The following is a 15,013-nucleotide window of genomic DNA, read 5'->3' as shown; positions in this document are numbered from 1 at the left end:
AAAAACTCCTCCCATCTTTTTAGTTCAAAACTTTTCCAACAACCTCGAATCTTTGCTCTGGAGATATAAGGATCGGCGAATATTTGGTGTTAAGAGAAACCAAAACCGGTTGGTTATGCACCACGCCATAGCTGTCGGTAAGGAACTCTGCTTGGGATTTGTCTGGGGTATGTTCATCGTATTTTTTCAGATATCCACAGTCATCATATACGAATATCCCGATATCCCCGCACTCAAGTTCTTCGCAGCGCTTCACCCATACAATCTGTCCGTTATGATAGCGTGGCTCCATACTATCACCGCTAACATATATCCCGAACTCGGCACCAGCCGGAACGCTACTGGCAGGCACTTGTATCTGCTGGAACATTTCACCCTCAAGAAAAGCTCCTAGACCTGCCGATACTGGCAACTCTGATACAGGCATCATTATGTAGTCGATTTCCGCGGGCTCTTCTGCGTCTGGCTGGTAGCGCCGGGATGCAATCAAGTCCATTTCGTACTCAGCGACTTTTTTTTGCCCGATGTCATTTAGAAGGGCGGGTTTCTGGAAGTTCTTTGTAAAGTAGGAAGGACCCTCCTTGATGTTCAATGCGTAGCAGATTGCAACTAGTTGGTAGATGCTAGGAGTGGTATAGCCTTTTTCCCATTTGCTGATTCCTTTATCACTGACATCGACGCCATAGTGACGGAGAAGTTCAGAGAAAGTTACAAGTGAATAGCCATTCCTTTTTCGTGTGCCTGCGAGAATCTGACCAACCTCATTGCTATCCCTCGCAGCGACTGCATCATAGCGCACTGTGGATGGGGCTATGTGCATTTTGGTGAGCGTGGTTTTCTTTTTCATAACAAGAACACTCCTTTGTGATCCGGTAGCTCTATTATAGTATAGAAAATATAAGAAATCAACAGGAAATCTCTAAAATGGCGACAAATGCGTAATTGACATCTCCATAAAGTGGGTGTATAATCAAACCAAATCCACAAATAACAGCCTTTTGATGTTATTTTCGTATGGGATTGTGTTTGTTTGGCGTTTTTTTGCGAGGTGATACTATGAGAAAAGAAAATGTAAGATGTCCAATGTGCGGAACCATGAATTATGATGTGGATCTTGATGAAACCGGTGGCTGGACAAAATGCCGTCTGTGCAAAGCAGTGACCTGCTCTATGGATGAGTGGAAAAAACATACAGTGTCCGTTCCGCTGTTGAACGAAAAACAGCTCGTGGCACGCAGTATGATTCGCAAGTAATGCACGCCGTGTTTTGATAAATCCGCAAAAAAGAGGAATTCTGATGTGTGGTGATTACAACCTTCGCCGTGAGAAAAGATACGTCGAAGTGGACGTTCGTTTTACTCCTGACGGTAAGATCCGCCCTCTTGCCATAAACTATGACAAGGCTCACACTTATGGAATTGATCGTGTCTTGGCAGTCAAACATGGGACATCACGCCTAGGCGGAAAAGGTCACTGCTTCACCTGCCTGATCTGCGGTCAGAAGCGGAATCTTTGGCTTGAACGGGGCAAGTGGTTCGTGGAAGCCTACTGCTCCGTGCCGGAAAGCTGTGCTTCGTAATGGCAAGATACTTATCCCGCGCAGATCTTTCGCACATAGCGGGTAAGTATATCGACCAGTACTATACCCGTTTCGGGATCAGTAAAGATGACCCAGAACCCATTGACCCTGAACGGCTCGCAAGTTCTGTTCTTGGGCTGAATGTGAAAATGCTGCCGCTATGCAGCGATGGAAGTATTCTAGGACTGACTGTTTTCCAGAAATGCGGTTTTACCGTAACCTTGGGGGACGGGACAAAGCTTGTGGAGGTGTTCATGCCGAAGGACGTTGTAATCGATTCCGCCCTTGCGTCAGACAGCTGCACCGGATGCCGGAATTTCACGATAGCGCATGAAGCGGCGCACCATATACTGGCTGACCTGTTTCCGAACGACTACGGAAAAGCAGTCAAGTGCCGTGGGCACATTGCCTATCGGGAACGAAACGGACAGCCCTCATGGGAAGAATGGCAGGCGAATACCCTTGCAGCGGAGCTGCTGATGCCAACATTTCTGGTCAACGCCGAAATAGAACGTGCAGCGCTGTGCCTGCCAAATGGAATCCTGTACAAATCCGCATCGGACCCGAACTATGAAAGAATTCTGGAGATGGCTGCACGGATCGGGGTATCGTGGTCTGCGATCAGGATCAGATTACAGCAGATGCAGGTCATCAACGGAAAACCCATCCACTGCCATCCATTGGACGTCATTCGATTTGGAGAATAATATGACTTGGTCAAATAATCGCTCTTTTAAGAGTAAACCGCTGAACAATATACAGCAGGCACAATTCAGCATTGGCTGGAGGTTTTGTCCGGTTTGCGGACACAAGCTCTACCAAAAAAACGAGAGCTGTTCAGGCTCTATCAGCATAAAGTGCCTCAAGTGCGGTAACATAGCAACAGTTGACTTAGCCTACCGCAGACGCTGACTTTTTTAGACAAACCACAATTTCAAAAATCGGGTGCATTGCACCCTGAATATGGACTGTTCGTCACCGAGCAACGGGCCATTGCCGCAAGGCAATGTATGAAACGCGCACCAAATAGCCGGGCAACAGCTGATAGAGTGATTCTGCTTTAGAACCGCTCTGTTAGTTGGTTGTCCGGCTATTTTTTTAGCCTTCAGGTAGCCTGCTCCCGTAAAAAGGAGCAGGCTTTATGTTTGTCCGTTTTTCATGGATGCCCCAAGCGGCGAAATATCCGTAGCCTTCCAAATTTTCGACTTTTTACGACTTATCGAAAATTTGGAGGTTTACGATGTCTTTTAATAAAGGCTATGAGTTGAAGAAGTTTGAAGCACACTGGGAAAAGTTGCGCATCGAGTACGCAGCTGCGGGAATGACGAAAGAGGCCATCCAGAAGATGTACGATTATGACCGTCAGCAATTCAATTCGGAGCGTACCTTTATCGAGCGGACGCAGGAATTCACCGCTCCTGCGTATGAAAGCTCTGAGGAAGAAGCGTCGCCTTTGATGCTACGCTATCAGGATGCGATTACCGTGACAGATACTTACCACGAAACTAAAAGCCGTTTTGCATGGATTGGTGAGATTGAGAACGAGCAGTTGCTTACTGCACTCGAAACTTTGAAAACCGAAGATTTGGAAATCATCACCATGTACGCTTACGAGGGATACGACATCACTGAAATTTCTAAAGTCTACGGCGTATCTCGTCCCACTATTAGTATCAAAATCAAGAGAATTACTAAATTTTTGAAAAACTTCAATTTCAATGCTACGAATTGACCTTTCTCGTCGGCTACCAAGTGAGAGGACAATTTCCCAAGCGGCACCTGCCGCAGGGCGAAACGTCCGACCTCAGGGACCTTGAAAACTGAATAGTTCCGTCATCTGGTACTCCGATAATGATACTTCCGTAATTCGCGGCCCGGTCACAAAGCAGACGGGGTGGCTGAAATGCCAATGAAGCGGTACAAGTCCGCTGCCAGATGTTCATGCCCCACTCGCAGGGAGCCGAGGGCGAATATGCGAGACCTTTAATCATATTGATCCGGGAACTGTCGGGTACGTTCCACGCATCCGGCAGTTCCCGTTTTTTACGTATTCTTATTTATTCTTTACCCGAATATCCACTTTCGATACATAGGAGGACACTTTTATGGACGAGTTGAACCCCACGGTGCGCGAGCAGGAGATCTACGAGGAGATGGAGCTGACCCCTGAGATGGTCAAGTCCATCCGAACCCTCTGCGGTACCTGTCTGCGGCACTTTGTGGATGCAAAGGCGTTCAAGATTGCGCTTGTACCCAGCCCAGACCGGAGCATGGACACCTGCACCGTCTGCCAGATGCGGCGCGGCTACGATTATGTGGTCATGCACCGCTGACCCAACCATACCACCATACCTTGAACAAAGCCCGCTGCGGAACATCCGGCGGCGGGCTTTGCACATAACAACATGGAGGTACAATTTTGCAGCAAAACTGGAAATTCCAACGCGGAGACATCTTCTTCACTCATTTCGGGGCGAGCACCGGCTCGGAACAGCACGGTGACCGCCCAGCGGTCATTCTTCAGAATGACGTGGGCAATTATCACTCTCCGACCCTGATCGTTGCGACCATGACAAGCAAGGCGGAAAAGAAAGTAAACCAGCCGACCCACTGCCTGTTGGAAAACGCAGGGTTGAATATGCCGTCCGTTGTGCAGGCAGAGCAGATCTTCACCATCGACAAGAGCCGGGCACTGAAGTATCTGGGGCATCTGACCCCAGAGGAGATGCGCCGGGTGGATGATGCAGTTCGCATCAGCCTTGCGCTGAACCCGATGGGCAGCATCCAGCAGATAGAGCCTATCCGACGCTCTACGGCGGTTTACGCGCCGCCTGAGGTGGTGGACGGCAAACCGCCTGTTTACCCCTATACGCCCATCCGGTCGTCCTTTGAGAACGCCGGAAGCATCGAGGAAATGATGCTGTACACCGAGTTGCAATCCGCGGTTCATGCCATGATCCAGCGGCTCGAATACAGCTTCACCTTCAATCCCAGCCTGCTCACCGTCCCGAAGCGTAAGCAGCAGGTGGCTGAGATCTTAGAGGAAGCCGAGAAGTACATTTGGAGAATCAAGGAGGAAATGCGATGCGCCTGAACGACAACAATACTTTCATTGGTATCAACCCGCCGTACCAGCTCATGGTCATCCACAGCAGCAAGCTGATCTATCCCCGCGAGATCTACCAGCGGGGCGTAGAGCGCAAGCGGGTGGAGCTGATTGCAAGGGACTTCAACGAGTACATCGTTAACGAGCCGAAGGTCAGCTTCCGCAACGGCAGGTACTATGTGATGGACGGGCAGCACACCATCGAGGGCTGCATCCTCCTTAACGGCGGCGAGGACCGCCCGATCCTCTGCAAGGTCTACACTGGTCTGACGATGGAGCAGGAAGCCCTGCTCTTTGCCGAGCAGAACGGTCACGCCGCACCCCTGTCGGCGGGCATCAAGCTGCGCGCCAAGGTGGTGGGCGGCGATGCGCCTTCCAAGGCGTTTGTCGCAGCCACTAACCGGGCGGGGCTTTCCCTCAACTACGACAGTATGCAGCTGAGCGACTACCGCATCGGCTGCGTGGGCACGGCGCTGAAGCTGTACGACCAGCTGGGCGAAGAGATCTACTGCGAAGCTTTGCGGCACATCGTGGCGGCGTGGGAGGGCAGACCGGATTCCTTCCGGGCGGCTGTCCTGCGGGGCGTGATGTACTTTGTGCAGCTGTATCATGGGCAGTACAGCGAGGAGCGGCTTGTCCGTGCGCTGAGCGGCGTCCATCCCATGGAGCTCTACCGTGTCAGCCGGGATAACCCCGCCAAGCTTCCGGGCTGGCGGCGGTACGTTTACCCCATCTACACCACCTACAACGGCAAGTGCAGGAAAGACGCACTGCCGATGAAGTTCTAAGCTCAAATATCTCCTTTGGCAAGTGCGATGGTCCCCGAAAAAGACCATCGCACTTTACATATAGTATTTTCTTTTGAATAATTGACATATTGAACTAGAAAGAGAGGACAGGAATGAGCGAGATCGCAGCCTGCACTTTGATTCAGGAAGAGCCTGACCGAAAGACGGAGAGGTATCTGACGATGTTCAAGGACTACCCGGATGTGGTGACGGTGGAGCATCTTCAGGAAATGCTTGGCATCTGCCGGAAGAATGCGTATCTGCTGGTCAAGCAGAATAAGATTCACTCGGCGCGTGTAGGACGCAGCTATAAGATACCAAAACTCTGCGTGGTAGAGTACCTGCTCGATCATGATCGGCAACTTGGAGGGATGCACCTTTCAAACTCCCTTGCGCCATCCTTGCAAAACACTCCAGAATCTTCTAAACTTATGATGCCTAAGCAAAGGACGTTTGGCTGCGAACAGAAAGGAGCATAACTATGACAAATGTGGCCGGACATTTAAGAGAACAAAACGGTATGTATCAGATGATTCTGAGCTGGAAAGACACAGATGGAAAGCGCAGAACCAAATCCATCAGCACAGGACTTCCTGTTAAAGGAAACAAAAAAAGAGCTGAATCTCTGTTGCGTAAAACACAAAAAGAGTTTAACCCTGAAACGATGCAGCAGGTTTCCGACCTGCCGGTATCGGAATATCTGAACCGCTGGCTTCGAGAAAGCGTGATGAGCCTTCCGCCCGAAACCTATGGCAGATATGCTTATGATCTGGGAAGGGTAGTTGTCCCATACTTTGAAAAGAAGAGGCTGTCTTTGAAAGCACTCTCTCCGCGCGATCTGGAAACGTTCTTCCGCTATGAGCGTCAGCAGGAGGAGGCCAGTGTACAGCAGCTTCTGGATTGGCACAAGGAGTTGACCGATGCCCTACAATATGCCGTTGACAATAATTGGCTGAAGGTCAGTCCCATCAAAGAAGTTGACCCCTGCCTTGATAACTCCCCGGTACTTTTCACCGACTTCATCACGGACTGGTTGAAAATGATGAAGTCACGAGTGGAAATCACAACCTATACCAGCTATGAAAGAGCAATCGTTCACAAGATCGTCCCATATTTTGAACCGCTCCACTATACATTGCAGGATATGGAACAGCATCCCAAATACATCCAAGACTTCTACCAGCATGAGTTGGATTGTGGCCTTACGGCAAACACCGTCATTCACTATCACGCCAACATCCGCAAATGCTTACAGTATGCTTTTCAAATCGGCATGATCCGTTCCAACCCGGCAGATCGCGTTGAACGTCCTCGTAAGGAAAAGTTCAAGTCGGAGATTTACAGCGGTGAAGAACTGGAGCAACTTTTCAAGGTGATTCAAGGTGACCCTTCGGAGTTTGGCGTCATCATGGCTGCATTCTATGGGCTGCGGCGCAGTGAAATTGTTGGTTTGAAATGGGATGCCATTGACTTCGAGAACAAGAAAATCAGCATTCAGCATACGGTTGTGACCGCAAAGGTCAACGGAACGGTAACGGAAATCGCACGAGATAAGACAAAAACAAAGTCGAGCTGCCGGACACTTCCCCTAATCCCTGCCTGTGAGCAGATGCTCAATAAAATGAAAAAGGAGCAGGAGCAGAATCGGAAGGTCTGCGGCAAAAGCTATTGCACCGATTATCTTGACTATATCTATGTAGACCCGATGGGAAAGCGGATTAGGCCCGACTTTCTGAGTCAGCATTTCCCGGATTTTCTGGTCGCACACCAGATGAAGCGTATCCGCTTTCACGATCTGCGCCATAGTTGTGCCAGTCTGCTCTATGCCAATGGCGTGAGCCTGAAGGAGATTCAGGAGTGGCTCGGTCACAGTGACATCAGCACAACAAGCAACATTTATACACATCTGGATTTCTCCAGTAAGGTGTCCTCGGCGAATGCAATCGTCAATATCTTCCCAGAAAACACCAAAGTATAAGAAACTGAGCAGAAAAAGAAAAACAGCCCAAAATCTTTCGATTCTAAGCTGTTTTATGATGGAGTGCCGATGGTGGGACTCGAACCCACATGGTTTCCCGAACGATTTTGAGTCGTTTGCGTCTGCCATTCCGCCACATCGGCTTATATTCAATTTTGGGACATTAGTACCGGTTTCTGAAGATTGGAGGGATGCTCAGGAGGGATGTAAGAAATCCTGCTTCGACAAGCTTTCAAAATTCAACGAACACTCGTGAATTTCTCGCACGGACACGAAAAAACACGAAACGGATTTTGAGTCCCCCTCGTCTGCCATTCCGACACACCGGCGTATTCTATTTTACAGCTAACATAGTTATTATAGCGGATTTTTCTCCCAAAATCAAGATGCAGCTCACAACTCATCAAATTTCTGCAAATTTCCTCTCCCCTTTTGGGCCGCGGGCGTGTATACTGAGAGAGACAACATCATACCCAAAGGAGTACTCTCTATGAATCAGTTTCTTTCTGCCCCTGTTACCGACGCCCAGCACCAGCGCGACGCACTGTTAGGGGCGCTGGTGGGGCTGGCCCGCTCCACCGTCAACGAGCCGAAGACCGAGGACACTGACCGTGTGCTGACCTCCGGTCTCCGGCTGGCTGCAGACCCGGACGCTGCCGAAGACGCACTGCGCCGGATGTACCACATCGTCGAGACGGAAAAGCACCGCGTCGCCCCCAACTGCGCCATCTGCACCATGCGCTGCGGCAACACCGACAACTACGACCTCGCCCGGCTCTGGGCCGCGCCGGAGAACATCCGCACCCTCAAACTGCGGCTGCTGGCAGCAATATTCCGGCTGGCACAGGGCCGCCCGGACACCCGCGCGCAGGAGGTCATTGATCAGGCCCTTTTTGTCCTCGCCGAAGACTGGGACGAGGAACTTCTCGCCCCCGTCGTGAAGCGGGCCGAGGACTGCTGTGCCGGGTAAATTCCCCGGAAATTTCTGCTTTTCCCCGCGCGCTGCATTTCTTTTCTCTCCGCTGCGCCGCACACAAATCCGGACAGTTTCTTTTTTCCAAGGCATTCTTTCCCCCTTTTTGTCAGAATTTATAGCAATTCAACTTTTTAATGCAACAGCAACAACGTTGAATTGCATATCGCAAATATGCTGTTTGAGTGTTGCGCTAATTTCTTGACTTGCGATAGCGCTCCGGGCGCAGAAATATGGGGATGCTTTTTCCAAAAAACACTTTACAAACGTCAAAGAAATAACTATTATATAAGTATAGTGCTTCCAATCGTTGGCACGAACAGAAAGCGGTCGGACTGACCGGTAATACAGCTTCCGGCCCGGAAATCATCCACGTTTCCAATTTGCAGTGGAATACAGGAAAGAAGGTATAAGCTATGTCTGAGAAAAAGTCTGCTGTCCCCGCAGCGGCCGCTGCTCCTGAGACTCCTGCGGCAGAGCCGAAGAAGCGCAAATCTTCTGGTGCTGCACAGCGGCGCGGCCGTCCCCCGCTCTCCCCGGAGGTTTATGTCGAGTTCGGCACCAACCAGTACAACATCACCGATGTCATCGAGCGCGCAAAGGCCGACTACCGCGCCACCCATAAGGTGGGCGTCCAGTCCTGCAAGGTCTACGTCAAGCCTGAAGAGGGTATGGCCTACTATGTCATCAACAAAGTCTCCGGCAAGCTGGAGCTGTGATGTTCCTCAACACGAACAAAGGCGTCTGCACAGTCATTTGTGCAGACGCCTTTTCTTTTTTATAAGCCGTACAGTTCGGTGTACTTTCGGGTAAGGTACTGGATATAATCCTCAGCACTGAAATCGCCGCAGGCGTTCTTCACCACGTCGGCAGGCTCCATCAGCCCGCCGTACTGGTGGACCTTTTCCCGCAGCCACGCCGTGATGGGTGTGAGGTCGCCCCGGGCCGCTGCGCCCCAGACGTCCACGTCCTGCTCCATCCGGCGGAGCATCTGAGCGCCGTAGGCACTGCCCAGCGCGTAAGATGGGAAGTAGCCGAACGCGCCGCCCGACCAGTGGCTGTCCTGTAAACAGCCATCCCGGTCATTCGGCACCTCGATGCCCAGATATTCCTTATAAAGCTTCGCCCAGACAGCCGGCACATCTTTTGCTTCCAGCGTGCCGCCGATGAGCTGCTTTTCGATCTCATACCGTACCATGACGTGGAGGCAGTAGGTCAGCTCGTCGGCCTCGGTGCGGATGAGGCTGGGCTGAGCCTTATTGACAGCGCGGTAAAACTGCTCTGCGCTCACGCCGCCCAGCTGCCGGGGAAAGAACTCCTGCACCTTGGGATAGATTGCTTCCACGAAGGGCCGCGACCGGCCAATGAGGTTCTCATAGAAACGGGACTGGCTCTCGTGGACGCCCATTGAGACGCCGCCCGCAAGACAGGTGTACTGCAGGTCATCCCGGATGCCCAGTTCATACAGAGCATGGCCGCCCTCGTGGAGGACAGAGTACATCGAGGATGCCACATTGTGCTCGTCGTAGTTGGTGGTGATGCGGACATCCTTATTGTTGAATTCCAGCGTGAAGGGATGCTCCGTCTCGCCCAGACCACAATGGCTGCGGTCGAGACCCATCACCTCCATCAGATAGTCGGCGAAGGCCTTCTGCTGTGCTGCCGGGTACTCCTGATGCAGGAAGCTGTCGTCGATCTGCGGCTTCTCGCCGATTTTGTGGATGAGCGGCACCAGCCCCTCCCGCAGCGTCGCAAAGAAGCTGTCCAGCATCTTCCTATCCACGCCGCGCTCATACTCGTTCAGCAGAGCATCATAGGGCGCTTTCGAGGCGTCATAATAACCGGCAAAGCGGCGGTTGTAGTCTACAAGCTCCTGCAAGACGGGGCAGAACAGGGCGAAATCGTCCTGTGCCTTGGCCTTGTGCCAGACGTCGTCCGCCCGGTTGCACAGCTCTTTGTAGGCCATATATTCGTCCGCCGGGATGCGGGTCAGCTGCTCACAGCTGCGGCGCAGCTCCTCCACTTCGCGGCGGTGGACGAGGTCCAGCTCCCCGGCCCGGGCGCTCAGCTCATCCAGCAGCGCTTTCGTCTCGGGGCAGGTCATCAGCTTCTGGCTCTCCCCGGCAAGAATGCTCATGGCCACGCCCCTGCCCTCGGAGGTATCGCTGGGCGCGGTGGTCACGGCGTCCAGATAAAGGGAGCTGTCCGCACAGTGGTAGGCGTACAGCTTCTTTTGCAGCAATTCCAGCTGCTGCAAGGCGCGTTCTATCTCCATTGTCGTTCTCCTTTTTCTTTGATTTTTATCCCCAACCGAACAGCTTCCGCTTCGGCACCTGAACGGGGTCGGGTATCTCAAACTCGTACCGCTCGGTGGCGTTGATGACCGTCGTGCCGCCCCGGGTGCAGACACGGGGCAGGTTTGCCCCATAATTCAGGTGCATATGCCCGTGGATGAACCACTTGGGCTGATACTGGTCCATCAGATCGTTGAACACCTGAAATCCCTTGTGGGCCTTGTCGGTGCCGTCGTTGAGGCCGGATGCCGGGGCATGGGTCAGCAGGATGTCAATACCGCCCGCCCGCCGGGCCGCGAGCCAGAGCTTCCGGGCGCGCCACCGCATTTCAGCCTCGGTGTACTGGAAGGTGTCATCCCTGTTGTACCGATTGCACCCGCCCAGACCCATGATGCGCAGCCCCTTCCAGATATAGACCGCATCGTCCACACAGATGCAGCCACCCGGCTCCGATTCCTTGTAACTGCCGTCGTGGTTGCCGTGGACGTACAGGATGGGGACGGTGGTGAAGTTCGTGAGGTATTCGAGATATTTTTTCGGCAGATCACCGCAGGAGAGGATAAGGTCGATGCCTTCCAGCCGCTTGTGGACACTCTCGTCCCAGAGCAGTTTGGACGGCACATCCGAGATCGCAAGTATTTTCACGATGTTTTTGCTCCATTCTTTTCTATCCTTGGGGCTTTGCCTGTTACTGCGGCGTTCCCTTTACGATGTCCAGACCATTGACGTTCAAAAGGCTGCGGGTCTTGGCGTCCAGTTCGTCGTAGCTGGGCAGTTCGCCCTCTACGCACTCTTCCAGCCAGTCCATCTCCATCAGTTCCTTGGGCGTATAGATGCCGGAAGCCGCATGGTGAAGGGCATGGCCCTGACTGTAGCTCTCGGTCGGGAAAACATGTATCTCCCCATCGCAGAGCTGGCGCTCTGCCATCTTGAGCAGCTGCATGGTGCCGTCGTTCAGCCGGGTGGGGTATTCCACCCGCTCGGCACCGCTCTTGAGTCCCCACCAGTAGTTGATTGCCCTGCCGCCGGGGGCACTGTCCCATGTCCCGGCGAACACGGAGCGGACGATCTCGGTGAAGAACACGCCCCACCGCCACTCCGGCAGGCCCAGCGGCTGCAGAACGCCGTCGGGCAGGCGGCGGCAGAGGCCGTAATCGCGGTAGGTTCCTTCCGGCTCCCGGAAGTCCTGACTGTAGAAGACTTCGACGTCTTTCCTGTCCGAGAAATCCTGCGGGTGTGCCGCATCGCACAGGCAGGCCCAGCGCAGCACCACCCGGCTGTCGGGCCGGACGGCACGCACGCCCTGGGCAAAGGCATTGATGGCCGCAGGCACACCATACACCGGGTTTGCAGCCACATAGCCCACCTTGTCGCTGTGGGAGACGATGCCCGCCAGCATTCCCAGCAGATAGGTCACCTCATAGGTGCGGGGGTAGTAGGTGCGCACCAGCGGATGGGGCGCACTGAGGGAACAGTTCAAAAAGCGGGTCTTGGGGTGCTGGGCCGCGACCTTCAGGCAGGCGGTGTGCATCCGGGCGCTGGTGGTGAAGACGATGTCCGCGTGGTCGTGGGCTACCTCTTCCAACACCTGCTCTGCGTCCACCTCGGGGTTGATATTCTCCCGGCAGCTGACATAGAGCTTATCCGGGAAAGCTTTCACCAGCGCGGCACGGCCCTTGTCCTGTCCGCGCACCCATGCGCTGGTCTGGGCGTTGTGCTCGTGGAGGAACACCACCCGCAGCTCGCTGGGGCGGGAGCTGAAAATGTTCAGCTTGCTCAGCAGCGGCTCCGAGCTTTGCTTCGGCTCCAGCAGCAGTTCCACAGCGTGGGGCTCTGCCAGAATTTTCACCTCGTCCCAGAGGCGGGCCAGATTCTCCCGCACCTTGGTCGGGGTGGACTCGCAGGCATCGGCATAACGGTACACCGACAGGTACACCAAAAGTGCGTCGCCCGGCGTCAGGCCCAGTGAGCCGCCGCCCAGCGCATAGAACTGCTGGCTGAACATGGTGTAGAGGGACGAGAAATTCAGCCGGTCGTCGTCCGTCCACGCCTCGCCCGTGGCCTTGCAGGCCAGCGCCTGCAGCTTTGCATAGCCCCCCAACCGGGAGAAGCTGACGTAGTTGATGTGGGAAAACTTGTAAAAATCAAGGAACTCGTAATAGAGCTTATTCTCCAGCGTGTCGTTCTTTGCCGGGATGAGCCGGGTGACGGTGCCGGGAATTTTCACGGCCTCATAGTATTTGAGGACGGAAACACGCTTATTGCCCTCCTGCACATAGAATTTGTTCAGGTATTCGAAGGCAATAATAGGGGTGTGGATGCCCTCTTCCAGATGGGCGTCACAGAGGTTCGACCACTTGACTGCAAACTCGGTGTCGTCGTCCAGAAGAGGCATGAAATTGGAGGCAAAGGCGGTGTGGCGTCCGGCGGTCTTGGTACCCACGATGCTCTCGGCCGGGATGTCCACCAGACCCAGAGGCTCCTGCGCCACGATGTCCACATCAGTGAGGATGTCGTCCAGCACCGCGAGATAGGGCGACTGCCCCCGGGCCACATTGGCCCGGTAGGCGCGCTGGCCCGCACGCTGGGCGCTGCGGTAATCTTCTATCATAAACAAAACTCCTTCTGCTTTTTCAGCAAGCGAAGAGGGATACTTTCCTCTAAGGGATAGTATAGCATGAAAATCGAAATTATGGGAGACTTTCTCGCCGCAAGGTGTTGCTTTCGCACAAATTTTAAGGTACGATAAAAGAAACACACGTTTCTTGTGAGGTAAACTATGCTTTGTGAAACTCTTCCCCGGCTGGAAGCCGACGAATATCCCGGCGGTCTGTGGTACTACGAGCCCCACACCTACCAGCCCTACCGCTATGTGCTGGGGCGGGTGGGCCGCCGCCCGCTGGTGTGCATCGGCATCAACCCCAGCACCGCCCAGCCCGGCGCGCTGGACCCCACTCTGAAGAGCGTCGAGCGTCTGGCCAACGCCAACGGCTTCGACAGCTGGATCATGTTCAACGTCTACCCCCAGCGGGCCACCAACCCCAACGACATGGACAAAACGCCCGACCGCGCCCTCTGCGACGAAAACCTCCGCTGGCTGCAGGCCGTGCTGGCCCAGACCGAGCCCACCATGTGGGCCGCATGGGGTACTCTGATTGAAAAGCGGGACTATCTGCCCGGCCTGATGCGGGAGATGGTTGCCCTGACGCGGGAAAAGGACATCCCCTGGGTGACCTTCGGCCCCCGCAGCAAAAAGGGCCACCCCCACCATCCCCTCTACCTGCGCAAGGACTCCACGCCGGAGCCTTTCGATGTAGAAAACTACCTCAACACCTGTTTTGAATGAATCTCTCAGGGAGGGAACAGCATGACACCGGAACGATATAAAAGACTGACAGACTGGCTCGAAGGACATCCCGCCCTGCGGGAGGGCATCATCCTGCTCAACCGCTGGCTCCCCCTCGTGCCTTTCGTCTGCTATCCGGTGCTTCTGGTGCTGCTCAATCTCCGGTGGTTCACGATGCTCACCATCGGACGGGGCGGCGGCGCTCTTGATTTTATGCAGGTCATTGCCCGGGCCATTCTCGTTCCGGGTCTGGCGTTCGGGCTGGGGACTATCCTGCGGGCGAGGCTCAACTTTCCCCGCCCTTATGAGCAGCCGGGCTTCGTGCCGCTGGTATCTAAGGAGACCCACGGCAATTCCTGCCCTTCCCGCCACGCACTCAGTGCCGCCGTCCTCGGGATGGTGTGGCTCTACTTCTACCCTGCCGTCGGCGTCGTGATGCTGGCCATCGCCGCCCTCATCTGTCTGCTGCGGGTGCTTTCTGGGGCGCACTTCGTCCGGGATGTGCTGGCAGGCGCAGCCTTCGGGCTTACGTTCGGCTTTGTGGGGATGTGGCTGCTGTGAGAAGCCTTTTGCAAAAAGCGCAAAAAAGTTTCAGATTTCTCTTGACAGAACCCCGGAGCTATGGTATTATACTTCTCGCAGCGTGCTTCGACTCACAGCTGCAAACCATATCAGAACCCAATGGGATAACAACGTGCGCCCGTAGCTCAGGTGGATAGAGCAACTGCCTTCTAAGCAGTGGGCCGGGGGTTCGAGTCCCTTCGGGCGCATTGATGTGGTGCCCATAGCGTAGTCGGTTAACGCGCCAGATTGTGGATCTGGAGACCGTGGGTTCGAGTCCCACTGGGCACCCCACTAAAAAGTCCGCTGCAATGCAGCGGACTTTTTCTTTTGTGGAGAGTCAGTGGGACCCGAACAAATAAATAGCGTGAAATGCCAGAGTGCAGAG

The 15,013-nt window shown here is 54.0% G+C and carries 17 protein-coding genes and 3 tRNA genes; 15 read left to right on the top strand and 5 right to left on the bottom strand.

The window, feature by feature from the left end; genetic code table 11:
- Positions 1-19 precede the first annotated feature (19 nt).
- Positions 20-847: a LexA family transcriptional regulator gene (locus tag F3G95_RS08005; RefSeq protein ID WP_097776430.1), complete on the bottom strand. Its 828-nt coding sequence runs from the start codon at positions 845-847 to the stop codon at positions 20-22.
- Between the two features lie 209 nt (positions 848-1,056).
- On the opposite strand from F3G95_RS08005, the gene F3G95_RS08000 reads away from it, so the two are divergent.
- The 9 genes from F3G95_RS08000 (at position 1,057) to F3G95_RS07960 (ending at position 7,451) form a co-directional block, all read left to right on the top strand.
- Positions 1,057-1,254: a hypothetical protein gene (locus F3G95_RS08000; RefSeq protein WP_097775157.1), complete on the top strand. Its 198-nt coding sequence runs from the start codon at positions 1,057-1,059 to the stop codon at positions 1,252-1,254.
- A gap of 43 nt (positions 1,255-1,297) precedes the next feature.
- Positions 1,298-1,579, top strand: a complete 282-nt coding sequence (locus tag F3G95_RS07995) for a hypothetical protein (RefSeq protein WP_097775158.1) — start codon at positions 1,298-1,300, stop codon at positions 1,577-1,579.
- Positions 1,579-2,286, top strand: coding sequence for an ImmA/IrrE family metallo-endopeptidase (locus F3G95_RS07990; protein WP_097784816.1), 708 nt, complete (start codon positions 1,579-1,581; stop codon positions 2,284-2,286). Before F3G95_RS07995 ends, F3G95_RS07990 begins: the two co-directional genes overlap by 1 nt.
- Before the next feature lie 533 nt (positions 2,287-2,819).
- Positions 2,820-3,311 (top strand): sigma-70 family RNA polymerase sigma factor, encoded by a 492-nt coding sequence (locus F3G95_RS07985; RefSeq protein ID WP_015565818.1) that lies wholly within the window; start codon positions 2,820-2,822, stop codon positions 3,309-3,311.
- A gap of 373 nt (positions 3,312-3,684) precedes the next feature.
- Positions 3,685-3,912 carry a hypothetical protein gene (locus F3G95_RS07980; RefSeq protein ID WP_097775161.1) on the top strand — a complete coding sequence of 76 codons (228 nt, stop codon included), beginning with the start codon at positions 3,685-3,687 and terminating at the stop codon, positions 3,910-3,912.
- An 86-nt stretch (positions 3,913-3,998) separates the two neighbouring features.
- A complete protein-coding gene (locus tag F3G95_RS07975) occupies positions 3,999-4,673 on the top strand; it encodes a type II toxin-antitoxin system PemK/MazF family toxin (RefSeq protein WP_098924522.1) in 675 nt (224 codons plus the stop codon).
- Positions 4,664-5,473 (top strand): DUF6551 family protein, encoded by an 810-nt coding sequence (locus tag F3G95_RS07970; RefSeq protein ID WP_149794540.1) that lies wholly within the window; start codon positions 4,664-4,666, stop codon positions 5,471-5,473. The genes F3G95_RS07975 and F3G95_RS07970 overlap by 10 nt, the downstream gene beginning before the upstream one ends.
- 113 nt (positions 5,474-5,586) lie before the next feature.
- The gene (locus F3G95_RS07965) at positions 5,587-5,952 is read left to right on the top strand and encodes a helix-turn-helix domain-containing protein (protein ID WP_243130330.1); all 366 of its coding nucleotides are present in this window, start codon (positions 5,587-5,589) and stop codon (positions 5,950-5,952) included.
- A gap of 2 nt (positions 5,953-5,954) precedes the next feature.
- Complete coding sequence (locus F3G95_RS07960) at positions 5,955-7,451, top strand: site-specific integrase (protein WP_149794539.1); 1,497 nt, start codon at positions 5,955-5,957, stop codon at positions 7,449-7,451.
- Between the two features lie 64 nt (positions 7,452-7,515).
- On the opposite strand, the gene F3G95_RS07955 is transcribed toward F3G95_RS07960, so the two are convergent.
- Positions 7,516-7,594 (bottom strand) — tRNA-Leu (locus F3G95_RS07955).
- A gap of 347 nt (positions 7,595-7,941) precedes the next feature.
- Here F3G95_RS07955 and F3G95_RS07950 point away from each other — a divergent pair.
- Together F3G95_RS07950 and F3G95_RS07945 are read left to right on the top strand one after the other, a co-directional pair.
- Positions 7,942-8,421: a hypothetical protein gene (locus F3G95_RS07950; protein ID WP_149794538.1), complete on the top strand. Its 480-nt coding sequence runs from the start codon at positions 7,942-7,944 to the stop codon at positions 8,419-8,421.
- A gap of 419 nt (positions 8,422-8,840) precedes the next feature.
- Entirely contained in the window at positions 8,841-9,143 is a 303-nt protein-coding gene (locus F3G95_RS07945) for a DUF6465 family protein (protein WP_149794537.1), read from the top strand.
- Between the two features lie 59 nt (positions 9,144-9,202).
- On the opposite strand, the gene F3G95_RS07940 is transcribed toward F3G95_RS07945, so the two are convergent.
- Genes F3G95_RS07940 through F3G95_RS07930 form a run of 3 tightly spaced genes read right to left on the bottom strand, consistent with a single transcriptional unit; the run spans position 9,203 to position 13,329 of the window.
- Positions 9,203-10,699 (bottom strand): carboxypeptidase M32, encoded by a 1,497-nt coding sequence (locus F3G95_RS07940; RefSeq protein ID WP_149794536.1) that lies wholly within the window; start codon positions 10,697-10,699, stop codon positions 9,203-9,205.
- A gap of 25 nt (positions 10,700-10,724) precedes the next feature.
- A complete protein-coding gene (locus F3G95_RS07935; RefSeq protein ID WP_149794535.1) occupies positions 10,725-11,363 on the bottom strand; it encodes a metallophosphoesterase family protein in 639 nt (212 codons plus the stop codon).
- A 43-nt stretch (positions 11,364-11,406) separates the two neighbouring features.
- Positions 11,407-13,329 (bottom strand): BMP family ABC transporter substrate-binding protein, encoded by a 1,923-nt coding sequence (locus tag F3G95_RS07930; protein WP_149794534.1) that lies wholly within the window; start codon positions 13,327-13,329, stop codon positions 11,407-11,409.
- A 168-nt stretch (positions 13,330-13,497) separates the two neighbouring features.
- Between F3G95_RS07930 and F3G95_RS07925 the strand changes: the two genes are divergently transcribed.
- From F3G95_RS07925 to F3G95_RS07910, 4 genes are all read left to right on the top strand, one after another.
- Positions 13,498-14,064 (top strand): DUF1643 domain-containing protein, encoded by a 567-nt coding sequence (locus F3G95_RS07925; protein ID WP_149794533.1) that lies wholly within the window; start codon positions 13,498-13,500, stop codon positions 14,062-14,064.
- 21 nt (positions 14,065-14,085) lie between these two features.
- Positions 14,086-14,625 carry a phosphatase PAP2 family protein gene (locus F3G95_RS07920; protein ID WP_149794532.1) on the top strand — a complete coding sequence of 180 codons (540 nt, stop codon included), beginning with the start codon at positions 14,086-14,088 and terminating at the stop codon, positions 14,623-14,625.
- Positions 14,626-14,760: 135 nt separating this feature from the next.
- Positions 14,761-14,834, top strand: a tRNA-Arg gene (locus F3G95_RS07915).
- A gap of 8 nt (positions 14,835-14,842) precedes the next feature.
- Positions 14,843-14,919, top strand: a tRNA-His gene (locus F3G95_RS07910).
- The last annotated feature ends 94 nt before the right edge of the window (positions 14,920-15,013 follow it).

Origin of the sequence: Faecalibacterium sp. Marseille-P9312 (genome assembly GCF_902497445.1) — a bacterium.
GTDB lineage: Bacteria > Bacillota > Clostridia > Oscillospirales > Ruminococcaceae > Faecalibacterium > Faecalibacterium longum.
The sequence above is the reverse complement of the archived record's forward strand: the minus strand, read 5'-3'. Positions and strand labels throughout refer to the sequence as shown.